The 26,745-nt window shown below is 60.8% G+C and carries 23 protein-coding genes and 2 tRNA genes; 18 read left to right on the top strand and 7 right to left on the bottom strand.

What is annotated here, in order from left to right; all coding sequences use genetic code 11:
- Positions 1 to 132 precede the first annotated feature (132 nt).
- Both DKB71_RS06620 and pdeM read left to right on the top strand, forming a co-directional pair.
- A complete protein-coding gene (locus tag DKB71_RS06620) occupies positions 133 to 2,619 on the top strand; it encodes a ligase-associated DNA damage response DEXH box helicase (protein ID WP_408599906.1) in 2,487 nt (828 codons plus the stop codon).
- Positions 2,619 to 3,284, top strand: coding sequence for a ligase-associated DNA damage response endonuclease PdeM (gene pdeM, locus DKB71_RS06615; protein WP_408599905.1), 666 nt, complete (start codon positions 2,619 to 2,621; stop codon positions 3,282 to 3,284). Before DKB71_RS06620 ends, pdeM begins: the two co-directional genes overlap by 1 nt.
- A gap of 111 nt (positions 3,285 to 3,395) precedes the next feature.
- Here pdeM and DKB71_RS06610 read toward each other — a convergent pair whose 3' ends face one another.
- Positions 3,396 to 3,605: a hypothetical protein gene (locus tag DKB71_RS06610; protein ID WP_017336784.1), complete on the bottom strand. Its 210-nt coding sequence runs from the start codon at positions 3,603 to 3,605 to the stop codon at positions 3,396 to 3,398.
- A gap of 107 nt (positions 3,606 to 3,712) precedes the next feature.
- The gene (gene dcd / locus DKB71_RS06605; RefSeq protein WP_046816561.1) at positions 3,713 to 4,279 is read right to left on the bottom strand and encodes a dCTP deaminase; all 567 of its coding nucleotides are present in this window, start codon (positions 4,277 to 4,279) and stop codon (positions 3,713 to 3,715) included.
- A gap of 353 nt (positions 4,280 to 4,632) precedes the next feature.
- Here dcd and DKB71_RS06600 point away from each other — a divergent pair, with 353 nt between their 5' ends.
- Positions 4,633 to 4,842, top strand: a complete 210-nt coding sequence (locus DKB71_RS06600; RefSeq protein ID WP_002554837.1) for a cold-shock protein — start codon at positions 4,633 to 4,635, stop codon at positions 4,840 to 4,842.
- 139 nt (positions 4,843 to 4,981) lie between these two features.
- Here DKB71_RS06600 and DKB71_RS06595 read toward each other — a convergent pair whose 3' ends face one another.
- Positions 4,982 to 5,989, bottom strand: coding sequence for a DUF481 domain-containing protein (locus DKB71_RS06595; RefSeq protein ID WP_408599904.1), 1,008 nt, complete (start codon positions 5,987 to 5,989; stop codon positions 4,982 to 4,984).
- A 137-nt stretch (positions 5,990 to 6,126) separates the two neighbouring features.
- Here DKB71_RS06595 and DKB71_RS06590 point away from each other — a divergent pair, with 137 nt between their 5' ends.
- The 4 genes from DKB71_RS06590 to DKB71_RS06575 all read left to right on the top strand — a co-directional run bounded on the left by DKB71_RS06590 (position 6,127) and on the right by DKB71_RS06575 (position 10,943).
- The gene (locus DKB71_RS06590; RefSeq protein WP_408601062.1) at positions 6,127 to 6,507 is read left to right on the top strand and encodes an MGMT family protein; all 381 of its coding nucleotides are present in this window, start codon (positions 6,127 to 6,129) and stop codon (positions 6,505 to 6,507) included.
- 44 nt (positions 6,508 to 6,551) lie between these two features.
- Positions 6,552 to 8,111, top strand: a complete 1,560-nt coding sequence (locus tag DKB71_RS06585) for an AmpG family muropeptide MFS transporter (RefSeq protein ID WP_406592419.1) — start codon at positions 6,552 to 6,554, stop codon at positions 8,109 to 8,111.
- A gap of 142 nt (positions 8,112 to 8,253) precedes the next feature.
- A complete protein-coding gene (locus tag DKB71_RS06580; RefSeq protein WP_274073324.1) occupies positions 8,254 to 9,969 on the top strand; it encodes a proline--tRNA ligase in 1,716 nt (571 codons plus the stop codon).
- A gap of 17 nt (positions 9,970 to 9,986) precedes the next feature.
- Positions 9,987 to 10,943, top strand: coding sequence for a hypothetical protein (locus DKB71_RS06575; protein WP_274073323.1), 957 nt, complete (start codon positions 9,987 to 9,989; stop codon positions 10,941 to 10,943).
- Between the two features lie 87 nt (positions 10,944 to 11,030).
- Here the strand turns inward: DKB71_RS06575 and dinB are convergent, their stop codons facing one another.
- On the bottom strand, positions 11,031 to 12,092 hold the full coding sequence (gene dinB, locus DKB71_RS06570) for a DNA polymerase IV (protein WP_274073322.1): 1,062 nt from the start codon (positions 12,090 to 12,092) through the stop codon (positions 11,031 to 11,033).
- 297 nt (positions 12,093 to 12,389) lie between these two features.
- Between dinB and DKB71_RS06565 the strand changes: the two genes are divergently transcribed.
- The 4 genes from DKB71_RS06565 (at position 12,390) to DKB71_RS06550 (ending at position 16,988) form a co-directional block, all read left to right on the top strand.
- A tRNA-Met gene (locus DKB71_RS06565) sits at positions 12,390 to 12,466 on the top strand.
- A 230-nt stretch (positions 12,467 to 12,696) separates the two neighbouring features.
- Positions 12,697 to 12,773, top strand: a tRNA-Met gene (locus DKB71_RS06560).
- Positions 12,774 to 13,050: 277 nt separating this feature from the next.
- Positions 13,051 to 15,693 carry a bifunctional lysylphosphatidylglycerol flippase/synthetase MprF gene (gene mprF / locus DKB71_RS06555; protein ID WP_408599902.1) on the top strand — a complete coding sequence of 881 codons (2,643 nt, stop codon included), beginning with the start codon at positions 13,051 to 13,053 and terminating at the stop codon, positions 15,691 to 15,693.
- Positions 15,693 to 16,988, top strand: coding sequence for an AcvB/VirJ family lysyl-phosphatidylglycerol hydrolase (locus tag DKB71_RS06550; RefSeq protein ID WP_408599901.1), 1,296 nt, complete (start codon positions 15,693 to 15,695; stop codon positions 16,986 to 16,988). Before mprF ends, DKB71_RS06550 begins: the two co-directional genes overlap by 1 nt.
- A gap of 151 nt (positions 16,989 to 17,139) precedes the next feature.
- On the opposite strand, the gene DKB71_RS06545 is transcribed toward DKB71_RS06550, so the two are convergent.
- Positions 17,140 to 19,041, bottom strand: coding sequence for a potassium transporter Kup (locus DKB71_RS06545; RefSeq protein WP_274073319.1), 1,902 nt, complete (start codon positions 19,039 to 19,041; stop codon positions 17,140 to 17,142).
- A 292-nt stretch (positions 19,042 to 19,333) separates the two neighbouring features.
- Between DKB71_RS06545 and rimO the strand changes: the two genes are divergently transcribed.
- The 6 genes from rimO to tsaA all read left to right on the top strand — a co-directional run bounded on the left by rimO (position 19,334) and on the right by tsaA (position 24,463).
- On the top strand, positions 19,334 to 20,671 hold the full coding sequence (gene rimO / locus DKB71_RS06540; RefSeq protein WP_008052161.1) for a 30S ribosomal protein S12 methylthiotransferase RimO: 1,338 nt from the start codon (positions 19,334 to 19,336) through the stop codon (positions 20,669 to 20,671).
- Positions 20,672 to 20,782: 111 nt separating this feature from the next.
- A complete protein-coding gene (locus tag DKB71_RS06535) occupies positions 20,783 to 21,256 on the top strand; it encodes an acetyltransferase (RefSeq protein WP_274073318.1) in 474 nt (157 codons plus the stop codon).
- A 102-nt stretch (positions 21,257 to 21,358) separates the two neighbouring features.
- On the top strand, positions 21,359 to 22,069 hold the full coding sequence (locus DKB71_RS06530; RefSeq protein ID WP_274073317.1) for an rRNA pseudouridine synthase: 711 nt from the start codon (positions 21,359 to 21,361) through the stop codon (positions 22,067 to 22,069).
- A 75-nt stretch (positions 22,070 to 22,144) separates the two neighbouring features.
- Positions 22,145 to 22,615 carry a DUF1456 family protein gene (locus DKB71_RS06525; RefSeq protein WP_103394455.1) on the top strand — a complete coding sequence of 157 codons (471 nt, stop codon included), beginning with the start codon at positions 22,145 to 22,147 and terminating at the stop codon, positions 22,613 to 22,615.
- Between the two features lie 210 nt (positions 22,616 to 22,825).
- On the top strand, positions 22,826 to 23,596 hold the full coding sequence (locus tag DKB71_RS06520; RefSeq protein WP_408599900.1) for an SDR family oxidoreductase: 771 nt from the start codon (positions 22,826 to 22,828) through the stop codon (positions 23,594 to 23,596).
- 168 nt (positions 23,597 to 23,764) lie between these two features.
- The gene (gene tsaA, locus DKB71_RS06515; RefSeq protein ID WP_408599899.1) at positions 23,765 to 24,463 is read left to right on the top strand and encodes a tRNA (N6-threonylcarbamoyladenosine(37)-N6)-methyltransferase TrmO; all 699 of its coding nucleotides are present in this window, start codon (positions 23,765 to 23,767) and stop codon (positions 24,461 to 24,463) included.
- A gap of 59 nt (positions 24,464 to 24,522) precedes the next feature.
- Here the strand turns inward: tsaA and fpr are convergent, their stop codons facing one another.
- Positions 24,523 to 25,302 carry a ferredoxin-NADP reductase gene (gene fpr, locus DKB71_RS06510; protein ID WP_008054100.1) on the bottom strand — a complete coding sequence of 260 codons (780 nt, stop codon included), beginning with the start codon at positions 25,300 to 25,302 and terminating at the stop codon, positions 24,523 to 24,525.
- A 139-nt stretch (positions 25,303 to 25,441) separates the two neighbouring features.
- On the opposite strand from fpr, the gene DKB71_RS06505 reads away from it, so the two are divergent.
- A complete protein-coding gene (locus tag DKB71_RS06505; protein ID WP_274073314.1) occupies positions 25,442 to 26,368 on the top strand; it encodes a LysR family transcriptional regulator in 927 nt (308 codons plus the stop codon).
- Here the strand turns inward: DKB71_RS06505 and DKB71_RS06500 are convergent.
- Complete coding sequence (locus DKB71_RS06500) at positions 26,365 to 26,727, bottom strand: diacylglycerol kinase (RefSeq protein WP_034149863.1); 363 nt, start codon at positions 26,725 to 26,727, stop codon at positions 26,365 to 26,367. The genes DKB71_RS06505 and DKB71_RS06500 overlap by 4 nt on opposite strands.
- Between the last annotated feature and the right edge of the window lie 18 nt (positions 26,728 to 26,745).

The following is a 26,745-nucleotide window of genomic DNA, read 5'->3' as shown; positions in this document are numbered from 1 at the left end:
TCGGCCAATAGGTTTCAACCAAACACACAGTTATTTCCGAATATGAGAAATTCTGAATCGCGTTCAGTCATTAAACCTTTCGCGCTGCGCCGTGGTCACTGAAGGAACACTCTCAGAGCGCACACCGCCGGCATGGGAACCACCACCGACTTCGCAAAACGCTGGTTTGCCGCGCGCGACTGGCAGCCGTTCGACTTTCAGAAACAGGTATGGGCCGCAGTAAAACAAGGACAGTCCGGTTTGTTGCACGCCAGCACCGGCGCCGGCAAAACCTACGCGGTCTGGTTTGGCGCGCTCAATCGCTTCGCCCACTCTTCGCCTGCGCTTGAAACACCTCGCAAACGCAAACCTGTGGCCGCTCCCCTGACCGTATTGTGGATAACCCCCATGCGCGCCTTGGCCGCCGACACGGCCCGCGCACTGGAGGCGCCGCTGCAGGATTCGCAGATTCCCTGGAGTGTCGGCCTGCGCACGGGCGATACCAGCAGCAGCGAACGGGCGCGCCAGAGCCGACGCCTGCCAACCGCGCTGATTACCACCCCGGAAAGCCTGACCTTGATGCTCGCCCGAGCCGACGCCCAAACAGCGCTCTCGACCTTGCGCATGGTGGTGGTCGACGAATGGCACGAATTGCTTGGCAACAAACGCGGCGTGCAACTGCAACTGGCCCTCGCCCGTCTGCGCCGCTGGCATCCGCAATTGATCGTGTGGGGCGTATCCGCGACCTTGGGTAATCAGTCCCACGCCGAACAGGTATTGATCCCACAGGGCGGCGGCATCAGCGTTCAAGGCCGCACGCCCAAGAAACTGCAGGTGGACACGCTGCTGCCGCCCGGGATCGAACGCTTTCCATGGGCCGGACATATCGGCCTGAAAATGTTGCCGCAGGTCGCCGCGCAACTGGATGCCAGCGCCAGCAGCCTGGTCTTCACCAATACGCGAGCGCAATCGGAAATCTGGTACCAGGCCTTGCTTGAGGCCCGGCCGGACTGGGCCGGGCTGATCGCACTGCATCACAGTTCGTTGTCCCGGGAAACCCGCGACTGGGTGGAACGCGCCCTCAAGGAAGGTCAACTCAAGGCGGTGGTCTGCACCTCCAGCCTGGATCTGGGAGTGGATTTCCTGCCGGTGGAACGGGTGCTGCAAATTGGCTCGGCCAAAGGCGTGGCGCGGCTGATGCAGCGTGCGGGGCGTTCGGGGCATGCGCCGGGGCGAATTTCACGGGTGACCCTGGTGCCGACCCATAGCCTGGAGCTGATCGAAGCCGCGGCGGCACAGGATGCAGTAGCGCAGCGCCGGATCGAACCGCGAAACTCCCCCCATAAACCCCTGGATGTGCTGGTCCAGCACCTGGTCAGCATGGCCCTGGGCGGTGGGTTTGTGCCCGATGAGTTGTTTGATGAGGTCCGCACAGCCTGGGCTTATCGCGATCTCAGCGTGGCGGACTGGACCTGGGCCCTGGCTTTCGTACGCCATGGCGGGTTTTCCCTGACAGCCTATCCGGATTACCGCCGGGTCGAACCGGATGAACAGGGTATCTGGCGGGTACCCGATGCGCGACTGGCCCGACGCCACCGCATGAGCATCGGCACGATTGTCAGCGACGCGAGCATTCAATTGAAGTTCTGGAGCAAGGGCGGCGGTGGCAAGCAACTGGGCAGTGTCGAAGAAGGCTTCATCGCGCGGCTCAAGCCGGGTGACGGTTTTTTGTTTGCCGGGCGCCTGCTGGAGTTGGTGCGCGTGGAAAACATGACCGCCTATGTCAAGCGCAGCACCGTGAAAAAAGCTGCGGTACCGCGCTGGAATGGCGGGCGCATGCCCCTTTCCAATGAACTGGCGCAAGCGGTGGTGGAGCGGTTCAGTGCGGCGGCGCGCGGCGAGTTCAGCGGCCCGGAAATGCAGGCATTGCGTCCACTGCTGGAGGTGCAGCAACGCTGGTCTGGCTTGCCGACGTCGCAATCGTTGCTGGCCGAGGCGCTGAAGTCCCGTGAGGGCTGGCACCTTTTCCTGTATCCCTTCGCCGGCCGCCAGGTGCATCTGGGCCTGGCGAGTTTGCTGGCGTGGCGAGTCAGCCAGCAGCAGGCGCTGACGTTTTCCATCGCGGTCAATGACTATGGGCTGGAACTGCTCAGCGCCACCCCCGTGGATTGGGCGCAAGCATTGAACCCAAGCCTGTTGAGTCCAGAGCATTTGCTGGGGGACGTAGTCGCCAGCCTGAATGCCGGAGAGCTGGCCTTGCGGCGTTTTCGGGAAATCGCCCGGATCGCCGGGCTGGTGTTCGCCGGTTACCCCGGCGCACCGAAAAGCACACGGCAAGTTCAAGCCTCGAGCGGGTTGTTCTTCGAAGTGTTCAAACAGTACGACGCAGGCAATCTGCTATTGGCCCAGGCCGGCGAAGAAGTCCTACGGGAGGAACTGGATATTCATCGCCTGGAACAGACGTTGACGCACATCAGTTCACTCAGTCTCGACCTGCATCACGTCAAACGTCCTACGCCACTTGGGTTTCCACTGCTGGTGGAACGCATGCGCGAGAGCATGAGTTCAGAAAAACTCGCCGACCGCATCCGGCGCATGGTCAGCGACCTCGAGAAAACCGCCAGTACAGGGAAAGCCTGATGAGTACCCCCTACCCTGTGCAACTGGCCGGCGAGGAGCTCTGGCTGCTGCCGGAAAAAGCCCTCTACTGGCCCGCGCAGCAAGCCCTGTTGATCGCCGACGTGCATTTCGGCAAGGCCGCCGCTTACCGCAGCCTTGGCCAACCGGTGCCCCAAGGCACCACCCACCGCAATATCGCCGTGCTCGATGGACTACTGGCCACCCTGCCCTGCCGCCAGCTGATTTTCCTCGGGGACTTTCTTCACGGTCCGGGCTCCCATGCGAGCGCCACGCTGAAAGCCTTGGCTGACTGGAGAGTACGCAACGCCGGGCTGGCCATGACGCTGATTCGCGGCAACCACGACAAGCGCGCCGGGGATCCGCCGGCCTCCTTGAACATTCGCGTGGTGCCTGAGCCGTTGTTGTTGGGGCCATTCGCCTTGCAGCACGAACCCGAGCCGCATCCGCATCGGCATGTGCTTGCCGGTCACGTGCATCCGGTCTATCGGCTCCACGGTCGGGGTCGGCAGACCCTGCGGCTGGCCTGTTTCAGGCTTGGCGAGGAAATCAGCCTGCTTCCGGCCTTCGGCGCGTTCACCGGTGGCTATCAGGTTGAAAGGGGTGACGACTGCAGAATTTTTGTCATCGGCGACAACGAAGTATGGCCGGTGTACTCGCCCTTGTAGGAGCGAGCTTGCTCGCGATGGACGTAAGGGCACCGCGTATTGTCAGGAAGCCCGCGTCATCGTTAACGACCTTCGCGAGCAAGCCCGCTCCCACAGGTACAGGAGAATATCTCAGGCGACCGGTGCAGGAGGCGGCTCGTCGGGCAGCGTCGGCTCACCAGGTTCGGTCGGTTGTTCGTTGGGGGTATCGGGATCAGGCTGGCCGGGGATGCCACCGGCCATGCTGATTGGCGGATGTGCCAACAAGGACCAGGCCAAAACGCCAACCTGATTGGGCTCAAGCCTTGCCAGTTCGGCACTGATACGGGGGTCGATCTTCATATAGCACTCCTGGGCGATGGCCCGACCCGCCTTGCGCAGATCGGAACAGTACACTCCATAGAGTGTACGCTCGCCCAGGAATTCCCACGGTTCGTCAGACGGCTGACTCAGGTGCGCGGCAGGGTGACGCCACGCTGCCCCTGGTACTTGCCGCCACGGTCCTTGTAAGACACTTCGCACTCTTCGTCCGACTCAAGGAACAGCATCTGCGCCACGCCTTCGTTGGCGTAGATTTTCGCCGGCAGGTTGGTGGTGTTGGAGAATTCCAGGGTCACGTGGCCTTCCCACTCAGGCTCGAGCGGCGTCACGTTGACGATGATGCCGCAGCGGGCGTAGGTGCTTTTACCCAGGCAGATGGTCAATACGTTACGCGGGATGCGGAAGTATTCGACGGTGCTGGCCAGGGCGAAGGAGTTCGGTGGAATGATGCACACGTCGCTGTGGATGTCGACGAAGCTGCCCGCGTCGAAGTTCTTCGGGTCGACGATCGCCGAATTGATGTTGGTGAACACCTTGAAGTGGTTGGTGCAACGCACATCGTAGCCGTAGCTGGACACGCCGTAGGAGATCACACGGCTATCGTCGCTGCCACGCACCTGGCGCTCGACGAAAGGGTCGATCATGCCGTGTTCCTGCGCCATGCGGCGAATCCACTTGTCCGATTTGATGCTCATGGCGGGTGTCCTGAATAGCGAGGTGGAAAAAATCTGTCCGGCATCTTACCGGGCGCGCCGCCGGGTTCAAAGTGCGCGCTGCAATTCTCGCCGGACATCCTGGAATTACCTGCGCTGGCGACGAACCGACACACCGTCGATCCTTAAAACAGAGAAACCTTCGCAAGAAGCATTGGCACGTTCCGGAAAAAGGGTTAAGGTGGCGTCACTGTGCTGCTTGTGTCACTGAGAATCTCTACACGATATGTTGAATTTCGATCCAACCATCTACAAGAATTTTTCCTGCTCTTTGCACTCAGTCTCGGCCAGGGTTTTTCCTGAGTCGCAGTTATCTTTGTTCAAGGAGTTACACCATGTCTAATCGCCAAACCGGTACCGTTAAGTGGTTCAACGATGAAAAAGGCTTCGGCTTCATCACTCCACAATCCGGTGACGACCTGTTCGTTCACTTCAAAGCTATCCAATCCGACGGCTTCAAAAGCCTGAAAGAAGGCCAACAGGTTTCTTTCATCGCTACCCGCGGTCAGAAAGGCATGCAAGCTGAAGAAGTTCAAGTTATCTAACTTGTACTTGCTTTAGTAAAAAGCCCCGCCCTCAACAGCGGGGCTTTTTTGTGCCTGCAGGTTTTTCACAGGCAAAAAAAGATCGCAGCCTTCGGCTGCTCCTACATGGAGCTGCCGCAGACTGCGATCTTTTTGCGTCTTACCAGGTCACGCCAAACCCTGCCGTGTACCGGGTCTTGTCCAGGTCAGCATCATCAGTCCCGTCGATAATGTCTCGCTCGGCCTTGAGGTTCAGTGACGCCCAATCCGTCACCTTGTAACGCAGCCCCATCTCGGCATCCAGCGCATACTCGGCCACGCCCGACAGCGGCTTGCCCACCTCGCCATTGGTGAAGAACTCCACTTTCTTGCCAATCAGGTAGCGGTTGTAGTCCCACTTCATCGCGACAGAATAGAAGTTCTCCTTGCTGCCATCGCTGAATTGGTAATCCGTGCGGTTGATCAGCGAGCCCAGGGAGAATGCGCCCAGCTCGTCATCCCAGAACTGGTAACCAGGACCGGTACCGACGGTGCGCTGGCGGGAAAGGTCTTCGACCTTGTCACGCTTGTACACCAGGCGACCTTGCCAGAACCATTTGTCCGTCAGGAAACGGTCGAGGGAGTACTCTCCCCGCCAATTGTCCGTGGTGGTCACGTCATCCTGATACTCGCGGTTGTACTCGCCTTCTGCGATGTGCCGCCAGCGGCCATGACGCGCAGTGGTCTTGAAGTCGATGTCGTAATCATCGGTATCTTTCTCGGCACGCTGGTAATCGAGGGCCGCATCGATATTGCCTTTCCACACCAGATCCTCGACCACCGGCTTGGGCTTGAGGATTTGCTGGACACTCGCCAGCTCTACCGTCTTGGGCCCATCACCGTTTTCCAAGGTCACCTTGCCGTCATCCGCCGCGTGCAGCGACTTGGCCTTCTCGCCGGTGTAGGCGTCCTGCTTGACCAGCAGTTGCTGATCACTTTCCAGGGTCTTGACCTGCTTCCAGTCGATCGGCACCGCGCCGGCATATTCGGTCTGGACCAGCAACTTGCCGCCATCGAACAGGATGATCTTGCCGCTCAGCTTGTCACCGTTCTTCAACCAGACGGTATCCGCGAGCAAGGGAGTGGAGGCAGTGACGACAGCGAGGCATAGCAAGGTTCTAGACAACATAAGCAAATAAAAGGCTCAGGTTCGCGAAAAAAAGTCGGCATTATCCGCAGGAATAAGACCCTAGCAAGGACTGACCCAACTATTTCTATTGAGTTCATTTCTCAATTGGCGATCCAGCATTTACCCTACAGACGGTACTGCGAACGACTTCAGGAACTGCGAACGTGATCGAGCCGACAGAACAACCCGACAGTCCCGCGCAAATCCGACGCACGGCGCTCTACCTGACGCTCGCGTCAGTACCCGAAGGCAAGGTCGTGAGTTATGGTCAACTCGCCGAACTGGCGGGACTGGGACGCGCCGCTCGCTGGGTCGGCAGGACACTGAGCCAACTGCCCGGCGACAGCAAATTACCCTGGCACCGCGTACTCGGTGCCGGCGGGCGCCTGAGCCTGCCCGCAGGCAGTCCCTCCGGGGACGAACAGCGCGCACGATTGCGCATGGAGGGCATCAGTATCCAGAACAATCGTGTTGATATTCAGCGTCATGGGTGGCGCCCGGTAGAGCACAGCGGTTAGAGTGCGCGCTTTGTTTCCGTATTTCTTGAGGCAGACTCCAGCCCATGCCCCGTAAAACCTGGCGCGCCGCGCTTGCTGCCTATGCCAGCCCTTCGACGCTTGTACTGTTATTGCTGGGTTTCGCCGCCGGCTTGCCCTACATGCTGGTGTTCTCGACGCTTTCGGTCTGGTTGCGTGAAGCCGGTGTGGCGCGCGAAACCATCGGCTACGCGAGCCTGATCGGCCTGGCGTATGCCTTCAAATGGGTCTGGTCGCCCCTGCTCGACCAATGGCGCCTGCCGTTGCTCGGCAAACTCGGCCGACGCCGTTCCTGGCTGGTATTGTCGCAAGGGCTGGTGATTCTCGGCCTGGTCGGGATGGGCTTCTGTGACCCGCAAAAGCATTTGTCCTGGCTGATCGCCATCGCGGTGGTCGTCGCCTTCGCCTCGGCCACGCAAGACATTGCAGTGGATGCCTACCGCCTGGAAATCGCCGACGACAGTCGCCAGGCGGCGCTCGCCGCCAGCTACATGTCCGGTTATCGCATCGCGGCGCTGCTGGCCACGGCCGGCGCCCTGTTCTTCGCCGAAGGCTTCGGCTCCACCGGCTTCAACTACAAGCATTCGGCCTGGGCCGGCACTTACCTGCTGTTCGGCGCCTTGATGGTCCCGGCACTGCTCACCTCGTTGTTCATGCGCGAACCTGCCGTACCGCTGCGTACGCAACTGCAAGCCGGGCGCTACAGCTTCGTCCATCAACTGGCCTCGGTGTTCGTCCTGATCGTGCTGCTGGTGTCCGTGCCAGCCATGTTTACCCAGCTGTACAACACCGACTTTGCCAGCGTGCTGTTCGAAGGTGAGAGCCTGCTCGACCTGCTGCTCGAAGACCGCGCGTTCCTGCGCGCCATCCTCTACACCACGCTCACCGCCCTGTGCCTGTCGGCCATGGGTCGCCGGGGCCTGGCGCCGGTGCTGACGCCGGTCAACGACTTCATCCTGCGTTATCGCTGGCAAGCGCTGCTGTTGCTGGGGCTGATCGCCACCTATCGGATGTCCGATACGGTGATGGGCGTGATGGCCAACGTGTTCTACATCGACATGGGTTTCACCAAGGACCAGATCGCCAGCGTCAGCAAGATCTTCGGCCTGATCATGACCCTGGTGGGCGCCGGCATGGGCGGCCTGCTGATCGTGCGCTTTGGCATCCTGCCGATCCTGTTCATCGGCGGTGTCGCGTCGGCGGGCACCAATATATTGTTCCTGATGCTCGCCGACATGGGCGCCGACCTGAACATGCTGATCCTGACCATTTCCCTGGACAACTTCAGCTCGGGCCTGGCGACCTCGGCGTTCGTCGCCTACCTGTCGAGCCTGACCAACCTCAAGTTCTCCGCCACCCAGTACGCCCTGCTCAGTTCGATCATGCTCTTGTTGCCGCGCCTGATCGGTGGTTATTCGGGGGTCATGGTAGAGAAGTTTGGCTATCACAATTTCTTCCTGATCACCGCCCTGTTGGGCGTTCCGACGTTGCTGCTGATCGCCCTGCACTGGTTCCAGGAGAACCGTCGCGCCGGTCCGACACCAACGCCTGAACCGGTTCCGACCCAGGTCGTGGAAGAATCCTAGGAAACACCCGCAGAATTCCTACAGAGGACGGAGTCAATTCCGTCCTGCTGCCACCGCACCGACCGCACGCCTGTACGCCAGCGGAACTCGCCCGTACAATGCTCCGTCATTTCTCGTCATCAGCAATCGATAACGGCCAACCATGCGCACCAGTCAATTTTTGCTTGCCACACAGAAAGAAACGCCTTCCGACGCGGTCGTGATCAGCCATCAGCTGATGCTGCGCGCCGGCATGATCCGCAAACTCGCCTCGGGCCTGTACACCTGGCTGCCGATGGGCTTGCGAGTGATGCGCAAGGTCGAAGCCGTCGTTCGCGAAGAAATGAACGCCGCCGGCTCGCTCGAAGTGTTGATGCCGAGCACTCAACCGGCTGAGCTGTGGCAGGAATCCGGGCGCTGGGAAGAGTACGGCCCTGAATTGCTGCGCTTCAAGGATCGCCACGGTCGCGATTTCTGCGCAGGCCCGACCCATGAAGAAGTCATCACCGACCTGATGCGCAACGAGTTGAGCAGCTACAAGCAGCTGCCGATCAACCTGTATCAGATCCAGACCAAATTCCGTGATGAGATCCGTCCACGCTTCGGTTTGATGCGCGGCCGCGAATTCATCATGAAGGACGCCTATTCGTTCCACGCTGACCAGCCTTCGCTGCAGGTTACGTACGACCGCATGCACCAGGCGTACTGCAACGTGTTCACCCGCCTGGGCCTGAAGTTCCGCCCTGTGGAAGCCGACAACGGCTCCATCGGCGGCGCCGGTTCCCACGAGTTCCACGTGCTGGCCGAGTCCGGCGAAGACGATATCGTTTTCAGCAACGGTTCCGACTACGCGGCGAACATCGAGAAGGCCGAAGCCGTGCCACGCGAATCCTCGCGCGCCGCTGCGACCGAAGAACTGCGCCTGGTCGACACGCCCGACACCAAGACCATTGCCGCGCTGGTGGAAAAATTCAATCTGCCGATTGAGAAGACCATCAAGACCCTGATCGTGCACGCTGAGGAAGAAGGCAAGCTGATTGCCCTGATCATCCGTGGCGATCACGAACTGAACGAAATCAAGGCGGCGAACCAGCCAGGCGTGGCCAGCCCGCTGGTCATGGCCAGCGATGCCGAACTGCGTGACGCCATTGGCGCCGGCGCCGGTTCCCTGGGTCCGTTGAACCTGCCGCTGCCAATCATCATCGACCGCTCCGTCGAGCTGATGAGCGATTTCGGCATCGGTGCCAACATCGACGACAAGCACTACTTCGGCGTGAACTGGGAACGCGACCTGCCAGTACCGACCGTGGCCGACCTGCGTAACGTGGTCAGCGGCGACCCAAGCCCGGATGGCAAGGGCACCCTGGAAATCAAGCGCGGCATCGAAGTCGGGCACATCTTCCAGCTGGGCAACAAGTACAGCAAGGCGATGAAGTGCGAAGTGCTGGGCGAGAACGGCAAGCCGGTTACCCTGGAAATGGGTTGCTACGGCATCGGCGTGTCCCGCGTGGTCGCGGCTGCCATCGAGCAGAACAACGACGACAAGGGCATCATCTGGAGCGACACCCTGGCGCCCTTCCAGGTTGCCCTGGTGCCACTGCGCTACGAAACCGAACTGGTTCGCGAAGCCACCGACAAGCTGTATGCAGAACTGACTGCCGCCGGCTTCGAAGTGCTGCTGGACGACCGCGACAAGAAAACCAGCCCGGGCATCAAGTTCGCGGACATGGAGCTGATCGGCATTCCTCACCGGATCGTGGTCAGCGACCGCGGTCTTGCCGAAGGCAACCTGGAGTACAAGAGCCGTACCGAGGCCGAGCCGCAAGCGCTGCCGGTCGCCGACGTGCTGCCTTTCCTTCAGGCCCGTATCCGCCGCTGAAACCAGATAGAGACATCATGTTCAAGCGAAACACCTTAGGCCTCGGTGGTGCCGCCCTGTGCGGCGCCCTGCTGGTCAGCGGCTGTGCCAATCACATGTCACAACGCAGCGAGCACGAGGAACGTGTCGAGCGCAAACTGCTCGATCACAGCCTGCAGATCGATGTTGGCGAGCCCAAGGTGCTTGAGCTGCCGCAACGCCGGGTGAAAATCCACGAGCAGAAGACTTTTGAAGTCACCGAGTTCGAGGTCACCCGTCATTACGATCGCTACACCCCGTACCAACCCTGGCGGGAGGTCTATGAGATCCCGCTGGGCGCGGTCGCGGTGGTGGCCGGTGTCGGCGCCAATGTGGCCAACGTGTTCGCGCTGGGCAATCTGCCGGACAGCATGACCCGGGACTGGTTCAGCTACGGCTTCGCCGGGCTCAACCCGTTCATGAACGTGCAGTCCCACGGACGCGCCCAGCAGAACCTGGCCGGCATCGACGAAGTCCAGCTCGACAAGCGCACGGAGTATTCGAGCCTGCCCTGGAGCGAGCGTCCGGTCGAAGTCAAGGCCGGCAAGGAAACCTTCGAGATGAGCACCGACAAGAATGGCGTATTGCGCCTGAACCTGTTGGACAGCCCGTTCGCCGAACATGACCTCAACCACCTGAGCAAGCTGCAGATCAACGTCCAGGACGCCAAGGACGATGTGCACAGCGATTCGTCGCTGGCCGTCAGCAGCACATTGCGCGGCAAGTTGCTCGAAGCCCACGGGTTGATTTACGACGACCTTGAAGACGACGAAGTGAGCCAGTGGGTGCACCGGGTCAAGCGCCTGTCGGAGCTGGGCCTGGAAGAAGAAGCCACCGAACTGGAACAAAGCCTGATCGAGCTGACCCGCAACGATCCGGAGTTGCAGACCGAATTCCTCAAGTCCCTGACCAAGGATGCCGGGCGACTGGTGGCGGCGGATCCGCGACCGAACTGAGGCACCTGTTAAAAGATCGCAGCCTTCGGCAGCGCCTACAGGGGTTCAGATTCCCTGGAGCTGCCGCAGGCTGCGATCTTTTGACGTTTAACGCTCAAACAACTCCATCTGCTCGAACCCACCCCTCAAATCCTCCAGCCTCACCCCCACCCCCAACAACCGCACCGGTTTACCTCCACGGTTGAACGCCTGGGTCAGCAACAACTGATAACTGCCCAGATCCCGCCCTGCCCCGGCCTGCTCCAGCGTGGTCTGGGTGAAATCATGGAACTTCACTTTGACGAAGGGTTTGCCCGGCCGATAGCTGCTGTCGATTCGCGCCATGCGCGATGCGAGGGTTTCCAGCAGTTCCGGCAGTTTGTCCAGGCAGCTGCGCAGGTCCGGCAAGTCGACGTCGTAGGTGTTTTCGACACTGATGGACTGGCGGCGACTGTCGTTATGCACCAGGCGATCATCGATCCCACGGGCCAGGCTCCAGAGTCGCTCGCCAAAACTGCCGAATTCGCGCACCAGCGCCAACTTGTTCCACTCACGCAGCTGCGAGCAGTCGACGATGCCGAGCTTGCCCAGCCTGTCGGCGGTGACTTTACCCACCCCGTGCAACTTGCTCACCGGCAAGCCGCTGACAAACGCCTCGACCTGATCCGGGGTGATGACAAACAAGCCGTTGGGCTTTTTCCAGTCGCTGGCGATCTTGGCCAGGAACTTATTGGGCGCCACCCCGGCAGAGACGGTGATGTGCAACTGATTGGAGACGCGCCGGCGAATGTCCTGGGCAATGCGCGTCGCACTGCCGCCAAAATGCGCGCTGTCCGACACATCGAGGTAGGCCTCATCCAGGGAAAGCGGCTCGATGATCTCGGTGTAATCGCGAAAGATCGTGTGAATTTCCCTGGACGCTTCTCTATAAGCTTCCATGCGCGGCTTCACGATCGTCAGGTCCGGGCACAGCTTCAAGGCATGCCCGGAGGACATGGCCGAGCGCACGCCATAGGCCCGCGCTTCATAGTTGCAGGTGGCAATCACCCCGCGCCGGTCCGCCGACCCGCCTACCGCCAGGGGTTTTCCAGCCAGGCGCGGGTCGTCCCGCATCTCGATGGCGGCGTAGAAACAGTCACAATCGACGTGGATGATCTTTCGCTGGGTCATTTCAACGCGGTGTTCATGAAGTAGAAATAGCGTCACGCGGTGTAGGAAAAACAGTATCTCACTGACAACTGTATATAGCACCAGTACCCGGACGGATCTTTTTCATTCGTTGGAACCGGCCAGAAATTTATTTTCTCAATCGAGAAGTTCACTGCAATAGAGCCGCAGCCCTTGCCATGCCTGCCTCTCAGGCCTCCAGAGTGCGGCAATTTACAGCTAAGCGATTGAACAGGAACAGGTTTTATCAAAATAGCAGGTTGACACACCCGCGTATTTCTATAGAATGGCCAACACAGACGCGGGATGGAGCAGTCTGGTAGCTCGTCGGGCTCATAACCCGAAGGTCGTCGGTTCAAATCCGGCTCCCGCAACCAAACATCAAAAAAGGCTACTCGAAAGAGTGGCCTTTTTTGTGCGCGTCAGTTTTGTCATCGGCATGCCCACTCCTCACGACGACTTAAAGCACGTTGTGATGAGAAATCGTTCAGATTCCGAAACTTAAGTCACCTCCTCCCCTGTTTTGCCCTTTCTCACACTTATTTGACCCAATTGGGGATTAACGGTTGACACCCCGGCGATTCTCTATAGAATGCCGCCACACAGACGCGGGATGGAGCAGTCTGGTAGCTCGTCGGGCTCATAACCCGAAGGTCGTCGGTTCAAATCCGGCTCCCGCAACCAAACATCAAAAAAGGCTACTCGAAAGAGTGGCCTTTTTTGTATCTGTTGAAAAAGTCCTTTCGCAACAATGACCTGTCACTCTTCAGTGAGCCCTCCGGGTCACCGATTCACTGAGTTCCGACTATGCTCAATCCCAGGCTGAGCCCTCTACGACTGTCGACGAACCGTTACCGGGACTCGGTGCCGGGCGTTAATATTTGTGATTATTTTTTTCTACAGGGATTGGTAACTTGGCTGGATACCCCCATCCTGTCGCGCACAATCCAAGAGGTGATTGATGCGCGCCAACTCGTCAGATCCACAAGACACCGTCACAGCGACACAACCGATCAAGGCGCAACGCCTGCGCTTGCTTGATCGAATCAGCAAATACCGCCAACCCATCGGCCTGGCGGTTACCCTGTTGTTGTTCACCATCGCGCTGATTGCCTGTCGTCACCTGTTGAGCGAGCTCGACCTGAACGCGTTGCACGACTCGATCCTCGAGGTTCCGCAACCGGCACTGCTGGGCGCGCTGGGCGCTACCGTCGTCGGTTTCATCATCTTGCTGGGTTACGAATGGTCCGCCAGCCGCTACGCCGGCGTTTGCCTGGCCCCGCGAACCCTGGCACTGGGCGGTTTCACCGCTTTTGCCATCGGCAATGCCATTGGTCTTTCGATGCTGTCCGGCGGCTCGGTTCGCTACCGCCTGTATGCGCGCCATGGCCTTGGGGCGACCGAAGTCGCGCGCATGACACTGTTCGCCAGCCTCTCGCTCGGCTGCGCCCTGCCCCCGCTCGCCGCGCTGGCGACACTCAGCGACCTGCCCGACGCTTCCGCCGCCCTGGGGCTTTCGCAAGTCTTGCTGGGCACCCTGGCGACGGCTGTGTTGCTGCTGTTCACGGTACTGGCCATCGGCATCTACCGCCGTCGCCTGCCGGAACAACCCTACGCCGACAACCTGCTGGTCAGGATCGGCCGCCGCACCTTGCGCCTGCCCGGGCGCCGCCTGACCTTCCTCCAGCTGATCATTACCGCACTGGACGTAGCCGCCGCCGCCACCGTGCTTTATCTGTTGTTGCCGGAAGCGCCGCCGTTCGGCGCGTTTCTGCTGGTTTACCTGCTGGCCCTGGCCGCTGGCGTGCTCAGCCATGTGCCGGGCGGGGTCGGCGTGTTCGAAGCCATCTTGCTCGCGGCCTTCTCCGACACACTCGGCGCCGCACCACTGGCTGCCGCCCTGCTGCTCTATCGCCTGATCTATGTGGTGCTGCCGATGCTGGTGGCCTGTCTGTTCCTGCTGATCAGCGAAGGCCAGCGTCTGTTCCAGACTCGCCAGACCCTGCGCGCCGCTTCCGGCCTGGCCGCGCCTATCCTGGCGGTGCTGGTCTTCCTGTCCGGCGTGGTCTTGCTGTTCTCCGGCGCGACTCCGGAAATCGACACGCGCCTTGAACACATCGGCTTTCTGATCCCGCACCGCCTGGTCGACGCTTCGCACTTTGGCGCCAGCCTGATCGGCGTGTTGTGCCTGTTGCTGGCCCAAGGCCTGCGTCGTCGCCTGTCGGCGGCGTGGATGCTGACCACCATTCTGCTGCTGGTTGGCGCCCTGCTCTCCCTGCTCAAGGGGTTCGACTGGGAGGAAGCCACTCTGATGGTGCTGACGGCGAGCCTGCTGGGGGTTTTCCGCCGCTCGTTCTATCGCCCCAGCCGCCTGACCGAACTGCCGTTCTCGCCCCTTTACCTGGTGGCCAGCGTGTGCGTGCTCGGCGCCTCGATGTGGCTGCTGCTGTTCGCCTATCAGGACGTTCCGTACAGCCACCAACTCTGGTGGCAGTTCACCCTGGATGCCGATGCCCCCCGTGGCTTGCGCTCGCTGCTCGGCGCGGCGGTCCTGCTGGTGGTGGTGTCCCTGACCTGGTTGCTGCGCACCGCTCGCCCGGTGATCCACCTGCCGACACCCGATGAGCTTGCGCGCGCGAGCAAGATCCTCATGGCCTCCGCCCAGCCGGATGGCGGCCTGGCCCTGACCGGCGACAAGGCGCTGCTGTTCCACCCCAACGACGAGGCGTTCCTGATGTATGCCCGCCGCGGCCGCAGCCTTGTCGCACTGTATGACCCGATCGGTCCGGGGCAGCAACGGGCGGAAATGATCTGGCAGTTCCGCGACCTGTGCGACATCCATCACGCCCGCCCCGTGTTCTATCAAGTGCGTGCGGAGAACCTGCCGTACTACATGGACATTGGCCTGACCGCGATCAAGCTGGGCGAAGAGGCCAGGGTCGATCTCGTGCGCTTTGACCTCGAGGCCAAGGGCAAGGAGATGAAGGACCTGCGCTACACTTGGAACCGTGGCACCCGCGACGGCCTGTCGCTGGAGATCCATGAGCCGGGCCAGGCGCCGATGGATGAACTCAAGGTAATTTCCGATGCCTGGCTGACCGGCAAGAACGTGCGCGAGAAAGGCTTCTCCCTCGGCCGCTTCAGCGACGATTACCTCAAGCACTTTCGCATTGCAGTGATCCGTTTCGAAGGACGCCCGGTGGCGTTCGCCAACCTGCTCGAGACCTACGGCCATGACCTGGCCAGCCTCGACCTGATGCGCGCACACCCGGACGCCCCCAAGCTGACCATGGAGTTCATGATGGTCGGCCTGATCCAACATTATAAGAGTCACGGATACGCGCGCTTCAGCCTGGGTATGGTGCCGTTGTCGGGGTTGCAACCCCGTCGCGGTGCACCTTTGACCCAGCGCCTGGGCTCGATGGTATTCCGCCGTGGTGAGCAGCTCTACAACTTCCAAGGCTTGCGCCGCTTCAAAGACAAGTTCCAGCCTGACTGGGAACCCCGTTATATGGCCGTGCCCGCCGGACTCGATCCGCTGGTTGCCTTGGCCGACACTGCCGCCCTGATCGCGGGCGGCTTGACTGGATTGGTGAAACGCTGATGATTCAACGCTCCCTGCGCTATGTACTGGGCACCCTGGTAGTGGTTGCCCTGATTCTCGGTGGTGGCTACTGGTACCTCAAACGCCCGGCACCGGAACCGACCCTTGAGCAATTGACCCCGAACGACGGCGCCGCGATGACCCGGGTTATCCCTGGCACCACGGCAAAGGCTCAGGTGTTGGTGGCGGTCAATGAAGAACAGAAACTCAGCGACAAGCAATTGCTGACCCTGAGCCGCAGCGGTTCGGCAGAGATTGTCCAGGTGATCCTGCCCAAGGACTGCCTGCTGCAAAGCCGTGCTCTGCAGTCGGGCCTGCGGGAACTGAAAGGCCCGGCCACGCTGGTCAGCGGCATCGGCCCGGGCGCGGTGCTGGCCTGGCGCTGGTTGTCCGAGCAGAAGAACGACAAGGCCCAGGCCGTGTCGGTGGACCTGGCCCTGGAAAAACCCGGCTGCACCCACCTGCTGCCGAAAAGCGCCGCCCATGGCCATTGGCTAGTGGCGTGGAACGACAACCCGGACGACACCAGCGCCGGCTTCGTGCGCGACCAGCCCAACGCTGAAACCAGCATCAGCGACTACGACATCAACCTGCCGCAAGTGCTGAACAACGAACTGCGCAAACTGCTGGTCGGTGGCGACAAGGACGCGGGCGGCTTGCAGATTCCAGTGGTCGAAGTGCCCGCCGGCCAGGCCAAGGACACCGTGACCCTGTTCCTGTCGGGTGATGGCGGCTGGCGCGACCTCGACCGCGACGTGGCAGGCGAAATGGCCAAGATCGGCTACCCCGTGGTCGGCATCGACACCCTGCGCTACTACTGGCAGCACAAGAGCCCCGAGCAAAGCGCCCTGGACCTCGCCGAGCTGATGCAGCACTACCGGCAGAAATGGGGCACCAAGCGCTTCATCCTGACCGGCTACTCGTTCGGCGCCGATGTGCTGCCAGCGATCTACAACCGCCTGGCAGAGTCCGAGCAGCAGCGCGTCGACGCCATTATCCTGCTGGCCTTCGCCCGCACCGGCAGCTTCGAGATCGAAGTCGAAGGCTGGCTCGGCAACGCCGGCAAAGAAGCCGCCACCGGCCCGGAAATGGCCAAGCTGCCCGCCGCGAAAGTGGTGTGCATCTACGGTGAAGAAGAAGTGGACGAAAGCGGCTGTACCGACAAGACCGCCGTGGGCGAAGTCATCAAATTGCCCGGCGGCCACCACTTCGACGAAAACTACCCGGCCCTGGCACAGCGGTTGGTGGATGTGATCCAGAAGCGCCAAGTGCAGGAAACAGAAGCTCAGGAGTGATCTGAGCCGCACAAAAAAGCCCCCGCAGCCTTTTGGATGCGGGGGCTTTTTTATGGATGCGTGATGTCCCCAAAAGATCGCAGCCTGCGGCAGCTCCTACAGGGGAATGTGTACACCTGTAGGAGCTGCCGCAGGCTGCGATCTTTTGATCTTACATCTCCACCTGCGTCCCCAACTCAATCACCCGGTTCAACGGCAGATTGAAGAAGCGCAAATTGCCGTTGGCGTTCTGCAACATGAACGCGAACAACCCCTCGCGCCAGCGGGCCATGCCTTCGAGCTTGGAGGCGATGACCGTCTCGCGGCTGAGGAAGTACGTGGTGCGCATCGGGCTGAAATCCAGTTCATCGAGATGACAGAGTTTCAGCGCCTTCGGCACGTCAGGCTCGTCGGTGAAACCGAAATGCAGGATCACCCGGAAGAAGCCTTCGCCGTAGGATTCGACCTCGAAGCGCCGGCTCGCCGGCACGCGTGGAATATCCTCGTAGACAACGGTCAGCAACACCACCTGCTCGTGCAGTACCTGGTTATGCAACAGGTTGTGCAACAGCGCGTGGGGAACGGCGTCCGGTCGCGCGGTGAGGAACACTGCCGTGCCCTGCACGCGATGCGGCGGTTGCACGGCGATGCTGCTGATGAAAATCTCCAGCGGCAAGCCACCCTCGTCGATACGCTCCACCAGCAATTGCTTGCCGCGTTTCCAAGTAGTCATCAGCACGAACAGCGCGATACCGGCGATGACCGGGAATGCCCCGCCCTGAACGATTTTCGGCACATTGGCGGCGAAGTACACCCCGTCCACCAGCAGGAAACCCAGCAGGATCGGCACCGCCAGCACCGGCGGCCACTTCCACAGCAGCAGTATCACCGCCGACACCAGGATACTGGTCATCAGCATGGTCCCGGTCACCGCCACGCCATAGGCCGAGGCCAGGGCACCGGAGGATTCGAAACCCAACACCAATAGCACCACGCCAACCATCAACGCCCAGTTCACCGCACCGATGTAGATCTGGCCCTGTTCGGCGCTGGAGGTGTGCTGGATGTGCATGCGCGGAATGTAGCCGAGCTGGATCGCCTGGCGGGTCAGGGAGAACGCCCCGGAAATCACCGCCTGGGAAGCGATCACCGTGGCCAGGGTCGAAAGACCGACCAGCGGAATCAGCGCCCAGCTTGGCGCCAGCAGATAGAACGGGTTGCGTGCGGCTTCCGGATCGCCCAGCAGCAGCGCCCCCTGGCCGAAGTAATTGAGCACCAGCGCCGGCAGCACCAGGATGAACCAGGCGCGGGCAATCGGCTTGCGGCCGAAGTGGCCCATGTCGGCATACAGCGCTTCGGCACCGGTCAGTGCCAGCACGACCGCGCCCAGGATCGCCACGCCCATGCCCGGATGCACCACGAAGAAGCGCACGCCCCACGCCGGGTTCATCGCCTGCAACACTTCCGGGTGCTGGATGATCCCATGGACACCCAATGCCCCCAGCACCACAAACCAGGTGACCATGATCGGCCCGAACAGGATGCCGATGCGCGCGGTGCCGTGGCGCTGGATCAGGAACAACGCCACCAGCACGATCAGCGACAGCGGCACCACCCAGTGGTCGATGCCGTCGAATGCCAGCCCCAGGCCTTCAATGGCCGACAGTACGGAAATCGCCGGGGTGATCATGCTGTCGCCATAGAACAGCGCCGCACCGATCAGTCCGCAGACCACCAGGATCGTGCGCAATTTCGCGTGTCCTGCTGCCGCCCGCCGGGCCAGCGCGGTCAAGGCCATGATCCCGCCTTCACCCTGGTTGTCGGCGCGCAGGACAAACATCATGTACTTGATCGACACGACCCAGATCAGCGACCAGAAGATCAGCGCCAGAATCCCCAGCACGCCGTCATGGTTGACCGGTACGCCATAGCCCCCGGAAAAGACTTCCTTGAGGGTGTACAGCGGGCTCGTGCCGATATCGCCATAAACCACCCCGACCGCCGCGACCAGCATGCCAATAGGCTTGGCCGCCGTATGACCGGCACCCTCAGCCTGACTACTTGCCTGACCCATCCACCACTCCTACTACCCAGACCCGGGCTTCTGTGAAGAAGCACTATGCTTTGTCATGCAGCATGCGCTGTTTTACTTGCTGTTACAGACGTTTTGTTGACTGTAAAAAATCGGTAAAGCCCAACGGCGCGAAGCATAGCGCAGCACTCGTCGTATTTCCCTGCATAAAGCTGGTCAAGTGAACGTCTCATCGCTAGAATTGCGCACTTTTTGATCAGAGGCGCAGTTCAAGCGCCCGTCCGTCGGTTTTGCCCAACCCGGCAAGCGGCGTCACAAAACACCGAGGTTAGACATGTCCACCACTCCTGCGCCGGCCAATCCAAAGGTTGGCTTCGTATCACTGGGTTGCCCGAAAGCACTGGTCGACTCCGAGCGCATCCTCACCCAGCTGCGCATGGAAGGCTATGACGTGGTGTCCACCTATCAGGACGCCGACGTCGTGGTGGTCAACACCTGCGGCTTCATCGATTCGGCCAAGGCCGAGTCCCTGGAAGTGATCGGCGAAGCCATCAAGGAAAACGGCAAGGTCATCGTGACCGGCTGCATGGGCGTCGAAGAAGGCAACATTCGCAACGTGCACCCGAGCGTGCTGGCCGTGACCGGCCCGCAGCAGTACGAGCAGGTGGTCAACGCCGTGCACGAAGTCGTGCCGCCGCGTCAGGACCACAACCCGCTGATCGACCTGGTGCCGCCGCAAGGCATCAAGCTGACCCCGCGCCACTACGCCTACCTGAAGATTTCCGAAGGCTGCAACCACAGCTGCAGCTTCTGCATCATCCCGTCGATGCGTGGCAAGCTGGTCAGCCGTCCGGTCGGTGACGTGCTCGACGAGGCCCAGCGCCTGGTCAAGTCCGGCGTCAAGGAACTGCTGGTCATCTCCCAGGACACCAGCGCCTACGGCGTCGACGTGAAGTACCGCACCGGATTCTGGAACGGCGCGCCGGTGAAAACCCGCATGACCGAACTCTGCGAAGCCCTCAGCACCCTCGGTGTCTGGGTGCGCCTGCACTACGTCTACCCGTACCCGCACGTCGACGAGCTGATCCCGTTGATGGCGGCCGGCAAGATCCTGCCGTACCTGGACATCCCGTTCCAGCACGCCAGCCCGAAAGTGCTCAAGTCGATGAAACGCCCGGCGTTCGAAGACAAGACCCTGGCGCGGATCAAGAACTGGCGCGAAATCTGCCCGGACCTGATCATCCGTTCGACCTTCATCGTCGGCTTCCCCGGCGAGACCGAAGAAGACTTCCAGTACCTGCTGAACTGGCTGACCGAAGCCCAGCTCGACCGCGTCGGCTGCTTCCAGTACTCGCCGGTAGAAGGCGCACCGGCCAACGATCTGGACCTGGAAGTCGTGCCGGACGACGTCAAGCAGGACCGTTGGGAGCGCTTCATGGCGCACCAGCAGGCCATCAGCTCGGCGCGCCTGCAAATGCGCATCGGCCGTGAAATCGAAGTGCTGGTCGATGAAGTCGACGAGCAAGGCGCGGTCGGCCGCTGCTTCTTCGATGCCCCGGAAATCGACGGCAACGTGTTCATCGACAACGGCAGCAACCTGAAGCCAGGCGACAAGGTCTGGTGCAAAGTGACCGATGCCGACGAATACGACCTGTGGGCTGAACAGATCTAAACGCAAAAAATACGAAAAGCCCTGCTCTCTTGAGAGATGCGGGGCTTTTTTACGGCTATCGTTTGGTGAGGAACGGATTCTCATCTCCAACAACCCAAGGGGCAGGCTGGCATGCGCCAACATTCGGTCATTCACACACCGAAACAAAGCGACTACGAAGAATTGACCAGGGTCTGGGAGGCCTCGGTCCGCGCCACCCACGACTTTCTGCCGGACAGCTATATCGAACTGTTGAAGAACCTGGTGCTGACCCGCTACCTCGACGCGGTGATGCTGATCTGCACCAAGGACTCGCAGCAACGAATTACCGGATTCGCCGGAGTCGCGGCGGGCAAGATCGAGATGCTTTTCATCGACCCGGCGCATCGCGGCCAGGGTCTGGGCAAACGGTTACTGCGTTATGCCCTGGAAAACCTCAACGCCGATCAACTGGACGTCAACGAACAGAACCCGCAAGCCCTGGGGTTTTACTTCAAGCAGGGCTTCGAGGTCATCGGTCGTTCGGAGGTCGATGGCATGGGGCAGCCTTATCCGTTGTTGCATATGCGTTTGCGGCAGGCTCAACAGCTGACGCGCAACGGCTGACACAACACAGCTCCTACAAAAAAACGCATGGTACAAATGGAATCGCGATTAACCGGCGCCACGCAGGTACAATGCCCACCCCTTTTTTGTTACGGCCCTGTCATGACTGACCCGATTCGACTCTCCAAACGCCTCATCGAACTCGTCGGCTGTTCCCGTCGGGAGGCTGAGCTGTTCATCGAGGGCGGCTGGGTCACCGTCGACGGCGAAGTCGTCGACGAGCCGCAGTTCAAGGTCGGCACCCAGAAAGTCGAGCTCGACAAGGACGCCAAGGCCACCGCGCCGGAGCCGGTGACCATCCTGCTCAACGTGCCCGCGGGCATGGACGCGGACAGCGCCATGGCGACCATCAGCGCCGAAACCCTGAGCGAAGAGCACCGCTACGGCAAGCGCCCGCTCAAGGGCCACTTCCAGCGCCTGACCGCCAGCACCGACCTGCAGGCCAATGCCAGCGGTTTGCTGGTGTTCACCCAGGACTGGAAGATCCTGCGCAAGCTCACCGCCGACTCCAGCAAGATCGAGCAGGAATACGTAGTGGAGGTTGAAGGCGAGATGGTTGCACACGGCCTCAACCGCCTGAACCACGGCCTGACCTACAAGGGCAAGGAACTGCCGCCGGTCAAGGCCAGCTGGCAGAACGAAAACCGCCTGCGCTTCGCCATGAAGAACCCGCAACCGGGCGTGATCGCCCTGTTCTGCCAGGCCGTCGGCCTGAAGGTCGTGGGCATCCGCCGCATCCGCATCGGAGGCGTGTCCATCGGCAAGGTGCCCCTGGGGCAATGGCGCTACCTGTCCGGCAAAGAGAAGTTCTAAGGCCTCTCACGCCGCCACACATTCTGGCGCCGCGGCTTGTGCGGCGCCCACTGCTGAATATCAGGATTGCACACCATGATTCATAACGACGTACTGCGCAGCGTGCGCTACATGCTCGACATCAGCGACAAGAAAGTCATCGAGATCATCAAGCTCGGCGGCATGGACGTGACCCTGGCCGACCTGCTGACCTACCTCGACAAGAAAGAGGAAGACGAGGAAGGCTTCGTACGCTGCCCGGACGAAGTCATGGCGCATTTCCTCGACGGCCTGGTGATCTTCAAGCGCGGCAAGGACGAAAGCCGTCCACCGCAGCCCATCGAAGTGCCGGTGACCAACAACATCATCCTGAAAAAGCTGCGCGTGGCCTTCGAGCTGAAAGAAGACGACATGCACGCGATCCTCAAGGCCGCCGAGTTCCCTGTGTCCAAGCCTGAGCTGAGCGCGCTGTTCCGCAAGTTCGGCCACACCAACTACCGCCCGTGCGGCGACCAGTTGCTGCGCAACTTCCTCAAGGGCCTGACCCTGCGCGTGCGCCCGCAATAACCCCCAAGGCTGATTGCAACCCCTTGTAGGAGCTGGCTTGCCAGCGAAAGCGGCTGATTGATCGCCGCAAGGCTCCCGGGCCTCTTCGCTGGCAAGCCAGCTCCTACAAGGGCCGACGCCGTATGACCCCTCATTCCGCGCAAAAATAATGGCTCCGCTGACCGCTGCTGACGGCTAGGGTGTAATGACCTACAGTCTTCAGGATTCGCCATGCATCCCTACTTCTCCCTCCAAGGCCGCACCGCACTGGTGACCGGCGGCACCCGTGGCATCGGCAAAATGATCGCCAAGGCCTATGTCGAGGCTGGCGCTACCGTCTACGTTTGTGCCCGCGATGTCGAAGCCTGCCGGCAAACCGCCGATGAGCTCGGTGCGCTCGGACGCTGTTACGCGGTAGCCGCCAACCTGGCCACGGAAGAAGGCGTACAGCAGTTGGCCACGCGACTGGGAGAGCAGATGACCCACCTCGATATCCTGGTCAACAACGCCGGGACCACCTGGGGGGCACCCTTGGAGAGCTACCCGATCAAGGGCTGGGAAAAGGTCATGCAACTGAACGTGACGTCAGTATTCAACTGCATCCAGCAATTTCTGCCGCTGTTGCGCAAGGCGGGTTCGCCTGCGAACCCGGCACGGATCATCAATATCGGTTCAGTCGCCGGGATTTCATCCTTTGGCGAACAGGCCTATGCCTATGGGCCGAGCAAAGCGGCCTTGCATCAACTGTCGCGGATCCTGGCGCGGGAACTGGTGAGCCAGCACATCAACGTAAACGTGATCGCACCGGGGCGCTTTCCGAGCAAAATGACCCAGCATATCGGCAATGATGAGCAGGCATTGGCGCAGGACACCTCGTTGATCCCGATGAAGCGCTGGGGCCGCGAGGAAGAGATGGCGGCTTTGGCCATCAGTCTTGCGAGTACGGCAGGGGCCTACATGACCGGAAACATCATTCCGCTGGACGGTGGGTTCAGCCTCTGAAATCGGCGTTACGGCCTTCGCGAGCAAGCCCGCTCCCACACTGATCTCCTGTGTACCCTATATCAAATGTGGGAGCGGGCTTGCTCGCGAAGGGGCCGGCACAGGCACAACTGAATGCTGGTCGAACGGGTTATCATGCGCGCCTTAATTCTGCCTCGACCCCAAACCATGACCTACAGCGTTTCCCCCATCGGCTTCGTGCGCTCCTGCTTCAAGGAGAAATTCGCCATTCCACGCCAGCCGCAACTGGCCCCGGCCGCCCGTGGCGTACTGGAACTGGTGGCACCGTTCGATCAAGGGGACGCGGTGCAGGGCCTGGAACAGGTCAGCCATGTGTGGCTGCTGTTCCTGTTCCACCAGGCCCTGGAGGAAAAGCCACGACTCAAAGTCCGCCCTCCGCGCCTGGGCGGCAACAAATCCATGGGCGTGTTCGCCACGCGCGCTACCCACCGGCCCAATGGCATTGGCCAGTCCGTGGTCAAGCTGGACAAGGTCGAAGCGGATCGCCTGTGGATATCCGGGATCGATCTGCTGGATGGCACACCGATCCTCGATATCAAACCCTACGTGCCATATGCAGACATCATCGACACAGCCAGCAACAGTATCGCCAGCGCTGCGCCGTCGCTTATCGCCGTGCAGTGGACGGACTCGGCCCTGCAACAGGCTCACGGGCATGCTCAGCGCCTTGCAGAGCCCTTGGTTGAGCTGATTGAGCAATGCCTGGCGCAAGATCCGCGTCCGGCGTACCAGACGCCTGCGCCGGAACGGGAATATGGTGCGCAGTTCTGGGATGTGGATGTGCGCTGGCACTATCCGAGTCCGGAGCTGATCCGGGTCCTTGAAGTCATTCCCGCAGGAATGTGACGGGCATAAAAAAACCCGCATTGCCGGAACAGGCGATGCGGGTTTTTTATGGGCTGCGTTTATTTCTCGACGAACGCACGCTCGATCAGGTAATCACCCGGCTCGCGCATCCGCGGCGAAACCTTCAGGCCGAAGCTGTTCAACACTTCGCTGGTCTCGTCGAGCATGCTCGGGCTGCCGCACAGCATGGCGCGGTCGTCCTGCGGGTTGATCGGTGGCAGGCCGATGTCGCTGAACAGCTTGCCGCTGCGCATCAGGTCGGTCAGGCGACCTTCGTTCTCGAACGGCTCGCGGGTCACGGTCGGGTAGTAGATCAACTTGTCACGCAGCGCGTCGCCGAAGAACTCGTTCTGCGGCAGGTGCTCGGTGATGAATTCGCGGTAGGCGACTTCATTGACGTAACGTACGCCGTGGCACAGGATCACTTTTTCGAAACGCTCGTAGGTTTCCGGGTCCTGGATGACGCTCATGAACGGCGCCAGACCGGTACCGGTGCTGAGCAGGTACAAATGTTTGCCAGGCTTCAAGTCATCCAGCACCAGCGTGCCGGTAGGCTTCTTGCTGATGATGATCTCGTCGCCTTCCTTCAGATGCTGCAGCTGGGAAGTCAGCGGACCATCAGGCACCTTGATGCTGAAGAACTCGAGATGCTCTTCCCAGTTCGGGCTGGCGATCGAGTAAGCGCGCATAAGCGGGCGGCCATTGGGCTGTTGCAGGCCGATCATCACGAACTGACCGTTCTCGAAGCGCAGGCCCGGATCACGGGTGCACTTGAAGCTGAACAGAGTGTCGTTCCAGTGATGAACACTGAGGACACGCTCGTGGTTCATGTTGCTCATGTACGGGGACTCCTGGAGATTGGGTCTGCGCTTGCTCTTTCAGGAAGAGACCGGCGGTGCGCAATTGCATCGCATTCTAATAGCGCCGACAATATCTGTTAACTGGATTATTAAGATAAGGGTTATCGGTTATATCGATATGCGATTTACTCTCCGTCAACTTCAAGTGTTCGTCGCCGTCGCCCAGCAGGAAAGCGTCTCCCGTGCTGCGGGCCTGCTCAACCTCTCGCAGTCGGCGGCGAGCACGTCGATTACCGAGCTGGAGCGCCAGTGCAGCTGCCAGCTGTTCGATCGCGCCGGCAAACGCCTGAGCCTCAACGCCCTGGGTAAACAGCTGCTGCCCCAGGCGGTCGCCCTGCTCGACCAGGCCAAGGAGATCGAGGACCTGCTCAATGGCAAGTCGGGTTTCGGCTCATTGGCGGTGGGCGCAACCCTGACCATTGGCAACTACCTTGCGACCCTGTTGATCGGCGGTTTCATGCAGCGCCACCCGGAAAGCCAGGTAAAGCTGCATGTGCAGAACACCGCCAACATTGTGCAACAGGTCGCCCACTACGAAATTGACCTGGGTCTGATCGAAGGCGATTGCAGCCACCCGGACATCGAAGTGCAAAGCTGGGTCGAAGATGAGCTGGTGGTTTTTTGCGCGCCACAGCACCCGCTGGCCAAACGCGGCACCGCGACCATGGAGGAACTGAGCCATGAAGCGTGGATCTTGCGTGAACAAGGTTCAGGCACGCGCCTGACCTTCGACCAGGCCATGCGCCATCACCGTAGCGCGCTGAACATCCGCCTGGAGCTGGAACACACCGAAGCCATCAAACGCGCCGTGGAGTCCGGCCTGGGGATAGGCTGCATCTCGCGGCTGGCGCTGCGGGATGCGTTCCGTCGCGGCAGCCTGGTCGCGGTGGAGACCCCGGACCTGGACCTGGCGCGACAGTTCTATTTCATCTGGCACAAGCAGAAGTACCAGACCTCGGCGATGCGTGAGTTCCTCGACCTGTGCCGCGCGTTCACCGCCGGGGTGCAGCGCAGCGACGAGATCGTCCTGCCAGCGATCGCTTAAAGCAGGATCACCGCCCAGACCAGCGCAATCATGGTCAAGGCGACGAATTGCGCGGCACTGCCCATGTCCTTGGCGTTTTTCGACAACGGGTGCAGTTCCAGGGAAATGCGGTCGATGGCCGCTTCCACGGCCGAATTGAGCAACTCGACGATCAGCGCCAGCAGGCAGACCGCAATCAGCAACGCCTGCTCGACACGACTCACGTTCAAGAAGAACGACAGTGGGATCAGGATGACGTTGAGCAACACCAGTTGCCGAAAAGCCGCTTCGCCGGTGAAGGCTGCGCGCAGGCCGTCCAGCGAGTAGCCGGAAGCATTGAGGATACGTTTCAGGCCGGTCTGGCCTTTGAAAGGTGACATAGAGTAGGAACTGACCAA

Source organism: Pseudomonas sp. PLMAX (assembly GCF_046042685.1).
GTDB lineage: Bacteria > Pseudomonadota > Gammaproteobacteria > Pseudomonadales > Pseudomonadaceae > Aquipseudomonas > Aquipseudomonas putida_AE.
This window is presented reverse-complemented; position numbering and strand designations above follow the sequence as displayed.